We start from the raw sequence: 13,287 nt of genomic DNA, 5'->3' as shown, positions 1-13,287 counted from the left end.
CGCGAGCACATCCTGCTCGGCCGCCAGGTCGGCATCCCGCGGATGGTCGTGTACCTGAACAAGGTCGACCAGGTGGACGACGAGGAGCTGCTGGAGCTCGTCGAGATGGAAGTGCGCGAGCTGCTGACCTCGTACGAGTACCCCGGCGACGACATCCCGATCATCAAGGGCTCGGCGCTGGCGGCGATGGAAGGCCGTGACGAGGAGATCGGCGAGAAGTCGATCCGGGCGCTGATGGCGGCGGTCGACGACTACATCCCGACGCCCGAGCGCGCCGTGGACCAGCCGTTCCTGATGCCGATCGAGGACGTGTTCTCGATCTCGGGCCGCGGCACCGTGGTGACGGGCCGGGTCGAGCGCGGCGTGATCAACGTCGGCGACGAGATCGAGATCGTGGGCATCCGCGACACCAAGAAGACGACCTGCACGGGCGTCGAGATGTTCCGCAAGCTGCTGGACCGCGGCGAGGCGGGCGACAACATCGGCGCGCTGCTGCGCGGCATCGACCGCGAGGGCGTGGAGCGGGGCCAGGTGCTGTGCAAGCCCGGCTCGGTGAAGCCGCACACCAAGTTCGAGGCCGAGGCCTACATCCTCACCAAGGAGGAGGGCGGCCGCCACACGCCGTTCTTCGCGAACTACCGGCCGCAGTTCTACTTCCGGACCACGGACGTCACCGGCACCGTCGAGCTGCCCTCGGGCACCGAGATGGTGATGCCGGGCGACAACCTGAAGTTCACGGTCGAGTTGATCGCCCCGATCGCGATGGAAGACGGCCTGCGCTTCGCCATCCGCGAAGGCGGCCGCACCGTCGGCGCCGGCGTGGTCTCGAAGATCATCGAGTAAGCGGCGGCCGCGGTCGGCCCCGCACTGCCGCAGGACATGGAAGGGCCGCCCTCCGGGGCGGCCCTTTCTCGTTCGGAGGCGGCCCGCTCGCCGGCAGCGCCGCGGTCCGCCGTCTCGGCCCGGGCAGGCGCTGTCGGTTGCGACAGCGCACAGCCCCGGACGTGTCGTGCGGCCTTCCGCTCCGGCGGGGGCTGGCGCTGACGCCGGCCCGCTGCCGGCCTGTGCGATGGCGATCCGGACGCTGCCCTTGGTGACGCCGGCCGTGCCGGCTCGCCCCGCCGGCCTCCGGAGGACCGGCCCCTAGCCCCGGCCCCCCGTCGCGGGTAGCGTCCGTCCATGACCCCCGACTTCATCCTCTTCGCCACCCGTCTCGACGCCCCGCCCGAGCGGGCGCTCATGTCCGAACCCGAAGACATCGCCGCCGCCCTCGCCGCCGAGGAATGCGCCTGGCTTCACATGCAGGCGGACGATCCGCGCGCCGACCAGTGGGTCGACGACAACCTCGGCTACCTGCCCGAGGCAGTGCGCGACGCGCTGAACGCCGAGGCGACGCGGCCGCGCCTCGCGCCCCTGGGCGACGGGGTCCTGCTGAACCTCCGGGGCGTGAACCTGAACCCGGGCGCCGAGCCCGAGGACATGATCAGCCTGCGGATCTGGATCGACCCGAACCGCATCGTGACCCTGACGCGGCGGCCGCTGAAGACGGTCGAGGCGATGGAGGAACTCTACCGCCGGGGGGAAGGCCCCCGGACTGCCGGCACCTTCCTCGCCGTCCTCGTCGAGGAACTCGTGGCGCGGATCGAGGAGGTGGTGAGCGAGATGGACACCGACGCGGACGCGCTGGAGGAGAAGCTGCTGCGCGGCGGCGGCGACGGCCTCGGCACCCATATCAACGACCAGCGGGCAGCGGTCGTGGACTTCCGCCGCTTCCTCGTGCCGCAGCGCGACGCTGTGGCGCGGCTGCACGCGGTGCCGGGCCCGCTGCTGTCCGACAACGACCGCTACGAGCTGCAGGAGGCGGAGGACACGCTGAAGCGGCTGGTCGAGGTGGTGGAGTCGCTGCGCGAGCGTCTGGTCGTGCTGCGGGACGAGCTGGAGAGCCGGGCCGACGCGCGGCTGAACCGCAACCTCTACATCCTGTCCATCGTCTCGGCGGTGTTCCTGCCGCTGGGGTTCCTGACCGGCCTCATGGGCATCAACCTCGCCGGGATGCCGGGGGCGGAGTGGCCGCCGGCCTTCTGGACCTTCACCGCGCTGTGCGGCGCGATCCTCGTCGTGCAGCTGGCGATCCTCTGGGCGCTGAACGTGATCCGGCCGCGCTAGGCGCGCGCCTCGGCCTCGGCGCAGAGGGCGCTGAGGTCCGATGCGAGCGCGGCGCGCAGCTCCTCGCGCTGGTCCGGGGTCAGGCGGGGCGGTACCGTCCAGTCCCAGGTGCGGAAGATCACCAGGCCGCGGTCGAACAGCCCCGGCGCGACGAGGCGGTCCCAGCTGGACAGCCGCCGCTGCCGCTTGCTGCCCCAGGCGAACAGCACCACCGGCGCGCCGGACGCGCGGGCCCAGTCCAGCGCCACGTCCTTCATCACCCGCGCCGGCCCCAGCGGGCCGTCGCCCGTCACCGCGACACTGCGGCCGGCCTTCAGCCCCTTCAGCACCGTCCGCGTCGCCGACAGGCCCGCCGCGCCGCCCGAGGCCATCTCGGCCGGCGCCACGCCGAACACCTCCTGCAGGCGGCCCGCCACGCGGCCGGCAGGACTGTGCGCGTGCAGCGCGATCAGCGGGCCGGCGTCGTGCGGCCAGTGCGGGGCGCCGAGGAGGATGCGCTCGTGCCACAGGGCGACGATGACGGGGCCATTCGTCAGCCGGGCGCGCAGCTCGTCCAGCCCTTCCACCCGCCAGCGTCCGGTCCGCAGCGCGAGGCGCAGCCAGCCGTGGGGCAGGCCTGCGGCGAGGCGGGCGGCGGCGGGGCTGGACGAGATGCGGCGGCGGAGGGCGCGCAGGCGGGACATGGGCGCATGAATGCGACGGGACCGCGGCAGGGTCCAGCCCCGCCGCGGCTTCCCGCTCAGGCGCCGGCCGGTCGCAGGCGGATCAAACGCCCGGCAAGGAGCAGCCACAGGCACACCGCGCCCTCGGCGAGGATCGTGATCCCGTAGGCCGGCGCGAACGCCTCGAACGCGGCCGGCGCGGCGAAGCGCAGGGCGCTGCCGGTCAGGTACACCGCCCCGGCGAGGGCGAGGCCGGCGCCGAGGGGGCGGGGGGCGAAGCCGCTCCGCCACAGCAGCAGGCCCGTCAGGACGGAGTTCACGCCGAAGAAGACCAGCCCGAGGTCGTAGCCGTGGGCGTGCAGGTTCAGCATCAGCGCCGCCAGCGCCTCGGCCTGCCCCGGCGCGAGGCCCGACAGATCCTGCGTGCCGGACAGCGCCAGCCACGCCGCCTGCTGGAACATCAGGCCCGAGGCGATGAGGCCGGACTGCAGCAGCCGGAACACCATCGCCGCCAGCGCGAGGCCGGCATCGACCGGCTTCAGCAGCCGGTAGAGCAGGAGGGCGAGCGCGGCGTCGGCGAGGGCCATGACGATGTCCGCGCCGATGGCGAGGCGGAACAGGCCGGGCGCGGCCCGGATCGCGTCCGCCGTCCCGGCGGCATCGGCGAGGTCGACGAGCGGCCCGCGCAACGCCAGCTCGGCCGACAGGCCGCAGACGATGATGACGAGGTAGAGGAGGCCCGCGCGGCGGGCGGTGAGGGGGGCGAAGGGGGAAGGGCGGGTCATGGGGGGTCTCTCCTTGGGCAGTGCCGCCGGGCCCGGGCGCCCGGCGGGGGATCAGTCGGCGAGGAAGGCCGCGACGGCGGCGGCGAAATCCGGCGCAAGCGGCGCGGTGAGGTGGTCGGCGTCGGCGATCGCCGTGGCGGTCGCGCCAGGCACCGCGCCGGCCAGCGCCTCGACGTTCGGCCACTCGGGATCGTCGGCGCCGGCGATCCCGAGGACCGGAACGTCCAGCATCCCCAGCGCGGCGGCGTCGATCGAGATGATCGCCGGCAGCCCGCCCGCGACGGCCGCCAGCGGCGCGGCCGGCTGGCCCGGGTCGATGCCGTGCGCGGCGAGCAGGTCGCCCATCGCGGCCTCCGCCTCGGCCGGCATCCCGCCCTCCGGCGCCATCGCCGCCATGAAGGCGCCGAACGTGTCCACGCCGGCCAGGGCCTCGGCGATGAAGGCGTAGCCCTGGGCCTCGGCGTCGCCGGACCAGCCGGAGCCGGCCGCCACGACCGACAGCACCCGGTCCGGTTGCTCCACCGCCACCCGCAGCGCCGTCTCGGCGCCCATCGAATAGCCCACGAGGTGCGCCGCCGCGACGCCGCGGGCGTCCATGACGCGCAGCACGTCGGCCACCATCTCGGCGCCGTAGGCGTCCGCCGTCTCCGGCCTGCCGCTCCCGCCGTGGCCGCGGGCGTCGAAGGTGATCGTGCGGAAGCCTTCCATCGGGGCGAGCCCGGTGGCGGTCCACAGGTGCGAGGAGCCGGCGAAGCCGTGCAGCAGCACGATCGCGGGGCCCGAACCCTCGTCGGTGAAGCGCAGGGGCACGCCGTTCGCGTCGATTTCGCCGGTCTCCGCGGCGGCCAGCGCGGGCGCGAGGGCCAGCGCGAGGACGGCGAGGCGGCGAAGGGGAAGGGTCTGGCAGGTCATGTCCGGTCTCCGTTGTTGGTGAGACCAGACTGCCCGCGTCGGCCCTCGCGGTTCTTGGCCGACCCTGCCAGCCCCGTGCGCGATCCTGCCAGACTGGTCGGTCATGCGATCGGCGCGGCCCTGCGGAAGCGGCCGGGCGGGCGACCGACCCAGCGCTTGAACGCGCGGCTGAAGCTGCTCTGCTCGGAGAAGCCGGTCAGGAACGCGACCTCGGCCAGCGAGTGGTGGCCCTCGGCCAGCAGGCTCTCCGCCAGCGAGCGCTGCGTCCGCTCCAGCACGCCCTGGTAGGTGAGGCCGAGATCCGACAGGCGGCGGTACAGCGTCCGCTCGCTCATCCCCAGCGCGCGGGCGACCGCGCCGGCGCGGGGGACGCCCGTGCTCAGCGCCTCGGACAGGTGCGCCGCGAGCGCCCGCTCCAGCGGGTCGCCGGGGGCCAGGGCGGCAAGCTGGGCGTCCAGGTGCGCGGTCAGGAAGCGCGAGACGGCGGGATCGCCGAGGCGCGTGGGCAGGTCCAGCACGTCGGGCGCGAACGCGATCGAGGTCCGCGGGGCGTCGAAGCGGACGGGGCAGCCGAACCACTCGGCCAGCCGCCCCGCGTCGAGGCGGCAGGGATGGGCGAACGTCACCTCCTCCAGCCGCAGCTCCGGCCCCACGAACCGGCGCATGTTGCGCGCGAAGCCGGCGAGGGCGCATTCGTCGCGCACCTCCTCGTCCTCCCGCGTCGGGCCGTCCCGGTCCAGCAGGAACAGCGGCGCCGCTGTCTCGTCCAGCCGGTAGCGGACGCTGTCGGTGACGAGGCGGTAGTACCGCTCCACCCGCTGCAGCGAATCCCGCAGCCGTGGCGCCGTCTTGACCGCGAGGCCGAGAGCGCCGAGGTCGTCGAGATGCAGCGCCTCGGCATAGCCGATGGCGAGGCCGGCGCGGTCGCCGTGATGCGCCACCACCGCCTCGATCAGCGCGTGGTAGTGCGCCTCGTCCAGCCGCTCGCCCGGCGGAACGCGCAGCAGCACGCGCGCCCCGTCCGCAAGTTCGCCCGAGGCGTCCAGCGCCAGCCCGGCGACGGCCGCGAAGGTCCGCGCGAAGGTTGCCGGTACCGTTCCCATGCTCCCCGCCATAGCACGGCGGACCGCGTGCGGTCAGCCGTCCGCGCAAACCGCCTTGACCGCCTGCCCGGGCGGGCCTATCCACGCGGCGGCCTAGGGGTATAGCTCAGTTGGTAGAGCGACGGTCTCCAAAACCGTAGGTCGGGGGTTCGAGCCCCTCTGCCCCTGCCAGTCCTCCGACATCTCCGGCGGTTGCGCCCGGACAAGCGCCCGCCCTAATGTGCGGCCATTGCATGTGTCGTGAGGATATTTCGATGACGACGTTCTGTTTCGCCCGCCGGGTCGTTCTGGCCCTGCCTCTCCTGCTGTCCGCCGGTCTCGCCTCCGCTCAGGAGGTCGTCGACCGCGACGATCCCATGGCCACGGCGCGGGCGTTTCTCCTGGCCTACCAGGCGCGGGACCTTGCCACGATCGCCGAACTGTCGAACGAGACCAACAAGGAGTTCTTCGACGAGATTGCCGCGGTGGGGCCGTCGCATCCCGAGTACGACGAGATCTTCGGCGGCTGGGTCGTGACGGCCATCGACGGTTGGGACGGCGCGCTCGCCAACCCGCGCTACGACGGCCGCGGCCACGCGCACGTGCCGTTCGGGATGATGGAGGACGAGCTCCAGACCGTGGTCCTGTCGAACGAAGGGCAGGGCTGGGGGATCGAGGACATGAACTCACCCTCGCCGGAGATGTTCGCCGAATGGTCGGACCGGCCCTGACCCGCCGGGGGTGATGGATCGGAGCCCCGGCCGCTGCCGCGTCGGCCCGCCGCGGGCGCCGACGGGCGCTTGAAACTCGGGCGGGCGGGGCGTATGTGCGACCCGCCCAGCCTACAGGACACGCCGCCCATGGCCACGAACCCGCTCCAGTTCATCCAGCAGACCCGCGCCGAGATCGCCAAGGTCGTCTGGCCGACCCGACGCGAGGTGACGCTGACCACGATCATGGTGTTCCTGCTGGCCGCCGTGGCCGCGATCTTCTTCAGCCTCGTCGATCTCGGCATCCGGTCGGGCTTGCAGGGCGTGCTGAACGTCTTCGGCAGTTGACGGCACGGGTCCGCGCCCGCCCCTTGAACTCGGGGGGCGCGGGCGGTATGGCACCCGGAGTTTCCGGAGAGGCGCGCGGCGAGTCGCGCGCCCTTTCATTTTTCGGGCGGCCGGTACGCGGCCGCGACCGCAGGTCAGCGGGCCCCGGCCCGGTTCAGGAAGGCAAGGCAACGACGATGGCGAAGCGCTGGTATTCGGTCTCGGTCCTCTCGAACTTCGAGAAGAAGATCGCCGAGCAGATTCGCTCCAAGGTGGCCGAGCAGGGGCTGGAGGAGCAGATCGACGAGGTCCTCGTCCCGACCGAGGAAGTGATCGAGGTCCGCCGCGGCAAGAAGGTGAACACCGAGCGGCGGTTCATGCCGGGCTACGTGCTCGTCCACATGGAGATGTCGGACGAGGGCTACCACCTCATCAACTCGATCAACCGCGTCACCGGCTTCCTCGGCCCGCAGGGCCGGCCGATGCCGATGCGCGACGCCGAGGTGCAGGCCATCCTCGGCCGCGTCGAGGAGGGGCAGGAGGCGCCGCGCACCCTGATCCGCTTCGAGATCGGCGAGAAGGTGAAGGTGAACGACGGCCCGTTCGAGGATTTCGACGGCATGGTCGAAGAGGTGGACGAGGACAACCAGCGCCTCAAGGTCACCGTCTCGATTTTCGGCCGCGCGACCCCGGTCGAGCTGGAATTCACCCAGGTTTCCAAGCAGGGCTGATCGCGGTGCCCCGATGAGCGCGACGCGCCGCATCGGGGCCGCGGGACACGAGCACGGCCCCGACGCGCCGCTGCACGCGACGGCCGAGGCGCTGGTCCGTGCGGAACGCGCCGCGCGGGTGCTGCTGGTCGAGGGGATCAGCGACGTCGTGGCGCTGGAGACCCTGGCCGAGGTCGACGGGATCGACCTCACCCGCACCGTCATCCTCCCCGCCGGCGGGGCCCACGCGGTCGGCCCCTTCCTCCGCCGGTTCGGCCCGCAGGGCACCGGCACCCTCGCCGGGGGCCTCTGCGACGCCGCCGAGGCTCCGTTCCTGCGCAAGGGCCTGCGCCTTGCCGGCTGGTCCGGCACGCCCGACGATATCCTCGGCCGCGCCGGGTTCTTCGTCTGCGACATCGACCTCGAGGACGAGCTTCTTCGCGCGGTCGGACTGGACGCAGCGCTTGAGATCATCGCCCGCGAGGGCGAGGCGGACGCGCTGCACACGCTGCAGGCGCAGGCCGCCTGGCGGGACGCCCCGCTGGCGGCGCAGCTGCGGCGCTTCCTGTCGTCCCGGGCCGGGCGCAAGACGCGCTATGCCGCCCTTTTCGTTCGGGCAATTCCGTGGGACGCGCATCCCCGCCCGCTCCGCGCCGTGCTGGACGTCGGCAGGCGCGCCGGCTGACGTTCCGAGCGGTAGGGTTTCCTCCGCGCGGTTGCCTCTATATTGATATCAATATAACGTCGCGGACGGAGGGTCGCGGAAGTCCCGCAGACCCGTCGCTCCGGGAGGATGCCGCGATGACGATCCCAAAGACCACCATCTGCCTCTGGTTCGACAAGGACGCCGAGGCCGCGGCCCGGTTCTATGCGGAAACCTTTCCGGACAGCCGCGTCAACGCCGTTCACACCGCGCCCGGCGACTACCCGGACGGCAGGGCGGGTGATGTGCTGACGGTCGATTTCACCGTCCTCGGAATCCCCTGCATGGGCCTGAACGGCGGGCCGCAATTCCCGCAGAGCGAGGCGTTCTCGTTCCAGATCGCGACCGACGACCAGGAGGAGACGGACCGCTACTGGAACGCCATCGTCGGCAACGGCGGCGCCGAGAGCGCGTGCGGCTGGTGCAAGGACCGCTGGGGGGTGAACTGGCAGATCACGCCGCGCACTTTGACCGAGGCGATGAAGGCCGGCGGGGCCGAGGCGCAGCGGGCCTTCGCGGCAATGATGGAGATGCGCAAGATCGACGTCGCCACCATCGACGCCGCCCGCCGCGGCTGACGCCCCGCGTCGCCGGGGGCGCCCGGCCCCCGGTCCTTGCATCGCGACCCGGAACGCTGTAACGCGACGGCCTGCCGTCCCTCGGGGCGGCGAATCCTCGTGGGAGGCGAGGCGGTCGCGACCGCCGGACCGGACCACGTCAACCAAAGGGTCGCCGGACGCGTCCGGGGGCCGTTGAGAAAGGAGACACCATGGCCAAGAAAGTCATGGGGCAGCTCAAGCTGCAGGTGAAGGCCGGCCAGGCCAACCCCTCCCCGCCGGTGGGCCCAGCCCTCGGTCAGCGGGGCATCAACATCATGGAATTCTGCAAGCAGTTCAACGCCAAGACGGCGGACCTCGAACCCGGCTCGCCGATCCCCACCGTGATCACCTACTACCAGGACAAGTCGTTCACGATCGACACCAAGTCGCCGCCGGCCTCGTTCCTGATCAAGAAGGCCGCGGGGCTGAAGCCCGTCGGCAAGCGCAACCGCCCGAAGGGCGCGGTCACGCCCGGCAAGGAAGTCGCCGGCACGATCACGCTCGCCCAGGTGCGCGAGATCGCCGAGGCCAAGATGAAGGACCTGAACGCGACCTCCGTCGAGGGCGCGATGCAGACCGTTCTCGGCTCCGCCCGGTCCATGGGCATCGAGGTCAGGGGGTAATCATGGCCAAGCTCGGAAAACGCACCCGCGCCGCCCGCGAACAGTTCGAGGGCAAGGACAGCATCGCCCTCGACGACGCGATCGCGCTGATCAAGTCGAACGCCAAGGCGAAGTTCGACGAGACCGTCGAGATCGCGATGAACCTCGGCGTTGATCCGCGCCACGCCGACCAGATGGTCCGCGGCACGGTCAACCTGCCCAACGGCACCGGCAAGGCCGTGCGCGTCGCGGTCTTCGCCCGTGGCGAGAAGGCGGAAGAGGCCAAGGCGGCCGGCGCCGACATCGTGGGTGCCGAAGACCTGATGGAGACCATCCAGGGCGGCACCATCGACTTCGACCGCTGCATCGCCACCCCCGACATGATGCCGATCGTCGGCCGTCTGGGGAAGGTGCTGGGCCCGCGCAACCTGATGCCGAACCCCAAGGTCGGCACGGTGACGATGGACGTCAAGGAAGCCGTCGAGGCGGCCAAGGGCGGCCAGGTCCAGTTCAAGGTCGAGAAGGCGGGCGTGATCCATGCCGGCATCGGCAAGGCGTCGTTCGACGCCGCCAAGCTGGCCGAGAACGTGCGCGCCTTCGTCGAGGCCGTCGGCCGGGCCAAGCCCGCGGGCGCGAAGGGGACCTACATGAAGAAGGTCTCGCTGTCGTCCACGATGGGCCCCGGCGTCTCGGTCGACCTGGCCAGCGCGACCGGCAACGCCTGAGGCATCCGCCCGCTATGAACGAAAGGGCGCCCCCGCGGGCGCCCTTTTGCGTTTCTAGGTCCACTCGTGGCCGAGATCCCGGCGGGAATGGCTCCATGCGCCGCGGCCTGCCTCAGTGACGGCGGGCGGATGGAGCCGATCTTCATCGGCGTTTCTACCGTGACCGCATTCCAGCTAAGGGCGACCACACGCGGGCGGACCTGGCGACTTCAGGCAGCCTTGGTCCCATGCACTTGCACGTCGGCGTCCCTGAGCTGCTGTGCCATGATTTCGGTGAAGGACAGGCCGGGATTTGCCTCGGCCAGCATGCCCACCTTCATCCAGAACTCCGCCTGAGCATTGATCGAGCGACACATGACTCCGCTCGACTTGCGCAACTCCTCGTGCAGCTCGTCCCCGATCTTGACGATACCCATGGACATGTCTCCTGTGGCTTGCGATACGCATCATATATGAAGCGTATATTCGATCTGTGACTGGCGTCAAACGCCGTCAGCACGGGGCCGACGATCATCTGGAAGGCGAATCCGGTGGACACCTATATCGACATGCCACTTGCTCCGCCCGCTCGAGAGGCCCGGAGAACCGGGAGCATCAAGCTCTACGGGCCAGATGCCTTCGAAGGAATGCGCCGCGCCGGTGCACTTACCGCAACCTGTCTTGACGGCGTGGCGGAGCTTGTCAGCGCCGGCACGCCCCTTTCAGACATCAATACCTTCGTTCTCGACTTCGCCGCGGCGCATGACGCGAGGCCTGCGACGCTGGGTTACAAGGGCTACGAATATGCTTGCTGCACGTCGGTCAATCATGTGGTGTGTCACGGCTTTCCCAACAACAAGAAGCTTCGCGACGGTGATATCGTCAACGTGGACGTCACGCTCGTGGTGGACGGCTGGCATGGAGATTCCAGCCGCATGTACGCGATCGGCAAACCGAAGAGGGCCTCCGAGCGCCTTGTCCGCATCGCTTTCGAGGCGATGATGCACGGCATTCGCGCTGTCCGTCCGGGGGCTCGGCTGGGCGATATCGGGCATGCAATCCAGAGCTACGCGGCGTCCGAACGATGTTCGGTTGTCCGGGACTTCTGCGGTCACGGTATCGGCCGGGTCTTTCACGACTCTCCCGACATCCTGAACTTCGGCAGGCCGAACACAGGTCCGGAACTCCGAGAGGGAATGATCTTCACGGTGGAGCCGATGATCAATCTGGGTCGGCCGGAGGTGAAGATGCTCGCCGACGACTGGACCGCAGTGACGCGGGACAGATCGCTGTCGGCTCAGTTCGAGCATTCGATTGGCGTCACGGTGGAAGGGTTCGAGATCTTCACTCTCTCCCCCAGAGGCCTCGATGCGCCGGGGGTCGAACTCGCGGCCGAGTCCCCATAGCCGATATTCATCTCCATGACGGGCTCACAGCCGACATCGCGCTCGGAGCCATACCGCCCGTCTGCACCACGAGATGCGAATGGCTGGCCCTGCGGCGCCCGTCTTCATTGGTGCCTCGGCGCGCACACCTTTCCGTGTCGCCGCTCAGCGCGGCGCCAGGCGGTTCACGAAGGCCAGCGACAGCACGACCAGAGGCAGCCCGATGGCGAAGCACGCCCGCAGGCTGATGTGCTCGCCGAGGAAGCCGAGGAGCGGCGGCGTCACCAGGAACACGAAGAACGAGGTCTGCGCCAGCGCCGCGACGCTCTCGGCCGAGGGGCGGTCGTCCCGCTGCGCCGCGGCCGACACGGCGAGCGGGAACAGCGTGCCGTTGCCGATCCCGATCGCGGCGAACCCGACAAAGGCGACCCAGGGGCTGGGCGCGAACGTCACCAGCACCACCCCGATCCCGAGGACGATCAGCAGGTTTCGCGCCACCGCGCGTGGTCCGAACCGGTCGACCACGGGGTCGGCGAAATACCGCATCAGCGCCTGGCTGCCGGCGGCGACGGCCAGTGCGAGGCCGGCGACGAAGGCCCCCGGCGAGAACGTGTCGCGCATGTAGATCACCGACCAGTCGTTCGCCGCCCCCTCCAGCATCATCGCCGACAGCGTGATCGCGAGGAGAACCAGGATGAACCGGTCGGGCGCGACGAAGCGGGCGGCGGGCGCGCTCTCGACCAGGCGCGAGCGGGCGGGACGGAAGTCGCGCAGGATCAGCGTCATCGCCGCCAGCGCCACGGCGTCCACGATGACGAGGTGCAGCCAGACCGGCATCGCCAGCCCCGCCGCCGCCGCACCGGCGAGACCCGAGGCGAAGAACCCGAAGCTCCAGAACGAATGCGCCCGTGACATGATGCGCCGGCCGAGCTCCGCCTCGCCCCGATCAGCCTCGAGGTTGAGGACGACCTCCACGAGGCCGATCCCGAGCCCCGCAAGCGTCAGCGCGACGAAGAACAGCGGCACGCCCGTCGACGTCGCTGCGATGATCTGCCCCGCCGCCAGCACGCCCAGCCCGCTTCGGACGATCCCCCTCGTGCCCAGCCGCTGGACCAGCGGCGCGCCGAAGAGCAGCGCGATCTGCGTGCCCAGCGGCATCCCGAGCAGCCCGAGGCCGAGCGCGCCTTCCTCGACCCCCATCCGCGCCTGCATGTCGTAGAGCCGCGACAGGATCGCCCCCAGGATGAGGGCGTAGAGGAAGAACAGCGCGAAGACCGCGCGATGATGCACGAAGCCCCGGACGGGCGGGGCGGGGACACTGGTCATGATCGGCTTCCGGAAGGGGCGTCGCCGCCTTCCTCACCGGACCCGCCGGCGAGGTCAAGGGAGGGTCCCGCCGGGGCGGGAAGGTGCCGCCGAGGGGGCGGCAGCGCCGACCCGGTGCCGGTCAGCCGGCCTCGGAGGGGCCGCCCTTCTCCTTCCAGTCGGGAAAGCCGCCTGCGTTCGCGAGGTGCTTGAAGCCCATGTCGTGCAGCGTCTTGCCGGTCAGAGCAGCCTGGCCGCCCTTGCCGCAGATCAGCACGATGTCCGCCTCCGGCGTCAGGTCTGCATCGTGCAACGGAGTATTCGGGTCGGCCACGAACTCGATAAGGCCGCGCGGGATCCGCTTGGCGCCGGCGATGGTGCCGGACTTGGCGATGTCGCCGGAATCCCGCACGTCGATGAAAATGGTCTCGCCGGCCTGATGCTTGGCGACGGCGTCCTCGAACGCGATCTTCGGCACGACGGCATTCGCCTCGTCGAGATAGTGCTGGGCGGTCTTCATGGGGTCGTCTCCTTGATGCTGGGCTGCATCTAGGACGGCCGGGCAGGGCGGCCATAGCGGGCGCCATCGCTGGACGAGGGTTGGGCCGGACATGGCACCACCCCGAGCAAGAACG

The 13,287-nt window shown here is 70.8% G+C and carries 17 protein-coding genes and 1 tRNA gene; 11 read left to right on the top strand and 7 right to left on the bottom strand.

Translation table 11 applies throughout. From position 1 onward, the window contains the following. The coding region (locus A37W_RS0119825; RefSeq protein ID WP_018304798.1) for an elongation factor Tu at positions 1-843 on the top strand (843 nt) is incomplete at its 5' end. A 336-nt stretch (positions 844-1,179) separates the two neighbouring features. Further along, complete coding sequence (locus A37W_RS0119820) at positions 1,180-2,166, top strand: zinc transporter ZntB (RefSeq protein WP_018304797.1); 987 nt, start codon at positions 1,180-1,182, stop codon at positions 2,164-2,166. Here the strand turns inward: A37W_RS0119820 and A37W_RS0119815 are convergent. From A37W_RS0119815 to A37W_RS0119800, 4 genes are all read right to left on the bottom strand, one after another. Continuing rightward, positions 2,163-2,849, bottom strand: a complete 687-nt coding sequence (locus A37W_RS0119815; RefSeq protein WP_018304796.1) for a lysophospholipid acyltransferase family protein — start codon at positions 2,847-2,849, stop codon at positions 2,163-2,165. The genes A37W_RS0119820 and A37W_RS0119815 overlap by 4 nt on opposite strands. Before the next feature lie 56 nt (positions 2,850-2,905). Next, complete coding sequence (locus A37W_RS0119810; RefSeq protein WP_018304795.1) at positions 2,906-3,613, bottom strand: DUF4386 domain-containing protein; 708 nt, start codon at positions 3,611-3,613, stop codon at positions 2,906-2,908. 51 nt (positions 3,614-3,664) lie between these two features. Continuing rightward, on the bottom strand, positions 3,665-4,525 hold the full coding sequence (locus A37W_RS23050; RefSeq protein ID WP_018304794.1) for an alpha/beta fold hydrolase: 861 nt from the start codon (positions 4,523-4,525) through the stop codon (positions 3,665-3,667). Between the two features lie 101 nt (positions 4,526-4,626). Continuing rightward, positions 4,627-5,628, bottom strand: a complete 1,002-nt coding sequence (locus A37W_RS0119800; RefSeq protein ID WP_026198631.1) for an AraC family transcriptional regulator — start codon at positions 5,626-5,628, stop codon at positions 4,627-4,629. Between the two features lie 95 nt (positions 5,629-5,723). Here A37W_RS0119800 and A37W_RS0119795 point away from each other — a divergent pair. The 8 genes from A37W_RS0119795 to rplA all read left to right on the top strand — a co-directional run bounded on the left by A37W_RS0119795 (position 5,724) and on the right by rplA (position 9,983). Then, positions 5,724-5,799: transfer RNA gene (locus A37W_RS0119795), tRNA-Trp, on the top strand. Between the two features lie 83 nt (positions 5,800-5,882). Beyond that, on the top strand, positions 5,883-6,338 hold the full coding sequence (locus A37W_RS0119790; protein WP_018304792.1) for a hypothetical protein: 456 nt from the start codon (positions 5,883-5,885) through the stop codon (positions 6,336-6,338). Between the two features lie 129 nt (positions 6,339-6,467). Continuing rightward, positions 6,468-6,665, top strand: coding sequence for a preprotein translocase subunit SecE (secE, locus tag A37W_RS0119785; protein ID WP_018304791.1), 198 nt, complete (start codon positions 6,468-6,470; stop codon positions 6,663-6,665). A 176-nt stretch (positions 6,666-6,841) separates the two neighbouring features. Beyond that, positions 6,842-7,375: a transcription termination/antitermination protein NusG gene (gene nusG, locus A37W_RS0119780; protein ID WP_018304790.1), complete on the top strand. Its 534-nt coding sequence runs from the start codon at positions 6,842-6,844 to the stop codon at positions 7,373-7,375. Positions 7,376-7,388: 13 nt separating this feature from the next. Continuing rightward, complete coding sequence (locus tag A37W_RS22530; protein ID WP_018304789.1) at positions 7,389-8,039, top strand: hypothetical protein; 651 nt, start codon at positions 7,389-7,391, stop codon at positions 8,037-8,039. A 116-nt stretch (positions 8,040-8,155) separates the two neighbouring features. Then, positions 8,156-8,635: a VOC family protein gene (locus tag A37W_RS0119770; RefSeq protein ID WP_018304788.1), complete on the top strand. Its 480-nt coding sequence runs from the start codon at positions 8,156-8,158 to the stop codon at positions 8,633-8,635. A 191-nt stretch (positions 8,636-8,826) separates the two neighbouring features. Beyond that, entirely contained in the window at positions 8,827-9,279 is a 453-nt protein-coding gene (gene rplK, locus A37W_RS0119765) for a 50S ribosomal protein L11 (RefSeq protein ID WP_018304787.1), read from the top strand. Positions 9,280-9,281: 2 nt separating this feature from the next. Beyond that, positions 9,282-9,983 carry a 50S ribosomal protein L1 gene (gene rplA / locus A37W_RS0119760; protein ID WP_018304786.1) on the top strand — a complete coding sequence of 234 codons (702 nt, stop codon included), beginning with the start codon at positions 9,282-9,284 and terminating at the stop codon, positions 9,981-9,983. Between the two features lie 209 nt (positions 9,984-10,192). On the opposite strand, the gene A37W_RS0119755 is transcribed toward rplA, so the two are convergent. Further along, the gene (locus A37W_RS0119755; RefSeq protein ID WP_026198630.1) at positions 10,193-10,399 is read right to left on the bottom strand and encodes a ParD-like family protein; all 207 of its coding nucleotides are present in this window, start codon (positions 10,397-10,399) and stop codon (positions 10,193-10,195) included. Positions 10,400-10,513: 114 nt separating this feature from the next. Between A37W_RS0119755 and map the strand changes: the two genes are divergently transcribed. Next, positions 10,514-11,368: a type I methionyl aminopeptidase gene (gene map / locus A37W_RS0119750; protein WP_026198629.1), complete on the top strand. Its 855-nt coding sequence runs from the start codon at positions 10,514-10,516 to the stop codon at positions 11,366-11,368. Positions 11,369-11,512: 144 nt separating this feature from the next. On the opposite strand, the gene A37W_RS22525 is transcribed toward map, so the two are convergent. After that, complete coding sequence (locus A37W_RS22525; RefSeq protein WP_018304783.1) at positions 11,513-12,673, bottom strand: MFS transporter; 1,161 nt, start codon at positions 12,671-12,673, stop codon at positions 11,513-11,515. A 121-nt stretch (positions 12,674-12,794) separates the two neighbouring features. Next, positions 12,795-13,172, bottom strand: coding sequence for a rhodanese-like domain-containing protein (locus A37W_RS0119740; protein WP_018304782.1), 378 nt, complete (start codon positions 13,170-13,172; stop codon positions 12,795-12,797). Between the last annotated feature and the right edge of the window lie 115 nt (positions 13,173-13,287).

The sequence above is a fragment of the Wenxinia marina DSM 24838 genome, assembly GCF_000379485.1.
Taxonomy (GTDB): domain Bacteria; phylum Pseudomonadota; class Alphaproteobacteria; order Rhodobacterales; family Rhodobacteraceae; genus Wenxinia; species Wenxinia marina.
This window is presented reverse-complemented; position numbering and strand designations above follow the sequence as displayed.

Coding starts and splice junctions, on each gene's coding strand:
- A37W_RS22525 (WP_018304783.1), bottom strand. CDS start 12,673: ATGACCAGTGTCCCCGCCCCGCCCGTCCGGGGCTTCGTGCATCATCGC.
- A37W_RS0119800 (WP_026198631.1), bottom strand. CDS start 5,628: ATGGGAACGGTACCGGCAACCTTCGCGCGGACCTTCGCGGCCGTCGCC.
- A37W_RS23050 (WP_018304794.1), bottom strand. CDS start 4,525: ATGACCTGCCAGACCCTTCCCCTTCGCCGCCTCGCCGTCCTCGCGCTG.
- rplA (WP_018304786.1), top strand. CDS start 9,282: ATGGCCAAGCTCGGAAAACGCACCCGCGCCGCCCGCGAACAGTTCGAG.
- A37W_RS0119770 (WP_018304788.1), top strand. CDS start 8,156: ATGACGATCCCAAAGACCACCATCTGCCTCTGGTTCGACAAGGACGCC.
- A37W_RS0119810 (WP_018304795.1), bottom strand. CDS start 3,613: ATGACCCGCCCTTCCCCCTTCGCCCCCCTCACCGCCCGCCGCGCGGGC.
- A37W_RS0119820 (WP_018304797.1), top strand. CDS start 1,180: ATGACCCCCGACTTCATCCTCTTCGCCACCCGTCTCGACGCCCCGCCC.
- secE (WP_018304791.1), top strand. CDS start 6,468: ATGGCCACGAACCCGCTCCAGTTCATCCAGCAGACCCGCGCCGAGATC.
- rplK (WP_018304787.1), top strand. CDS start 8,827: ATGGCCAAGAAAGTCATGGGGCAGCTCAAGCTGCAGGTGAAGGCCGGC.
- A37W_RS0119790 (WP_018304792.1), top strand. CDS start 5,883: ATGACGACGTTCTGTTTCGCCCGCCGGGTCGTTCTGGCCCTGCCTCTC.
- A37W_RS0119815 (WP_018304796.1), bottom strand. CDS start 2,849: ATGTCCCGCCTGCGCGCCCTCCGCCGCCGCATCTCGTCCAGCCCCGCC.
- A37W_RS0119740 (WP_018304782.1), bottom strand. CDS start 13,172: ATGAAGACCGCCCAGCACTATCTCGACGAGGCGAATGCCGTCGTGCCG.
- nusG (WP_018304790.1), top strand. CDS start 6,842: ATGGCGAAGCGCTGGTATTCGGTCTCGGTCCTCTCGAACTTCGAGAAG.
- A37W_RS22530 (WP_018304789.1), top strand. CDS start 7,389: ATGAGCGCGACGCGCCGCATCGGGGCCGCGGGACACGAGCACGGCCCC.
- A37W_RS0119755 (WP_026198630.1), bottom strand. CDS start 10,399: ATGGGTATCGTCAAGATCGGGGACGAGCTGCACGAGGAGTTGCGCAAG.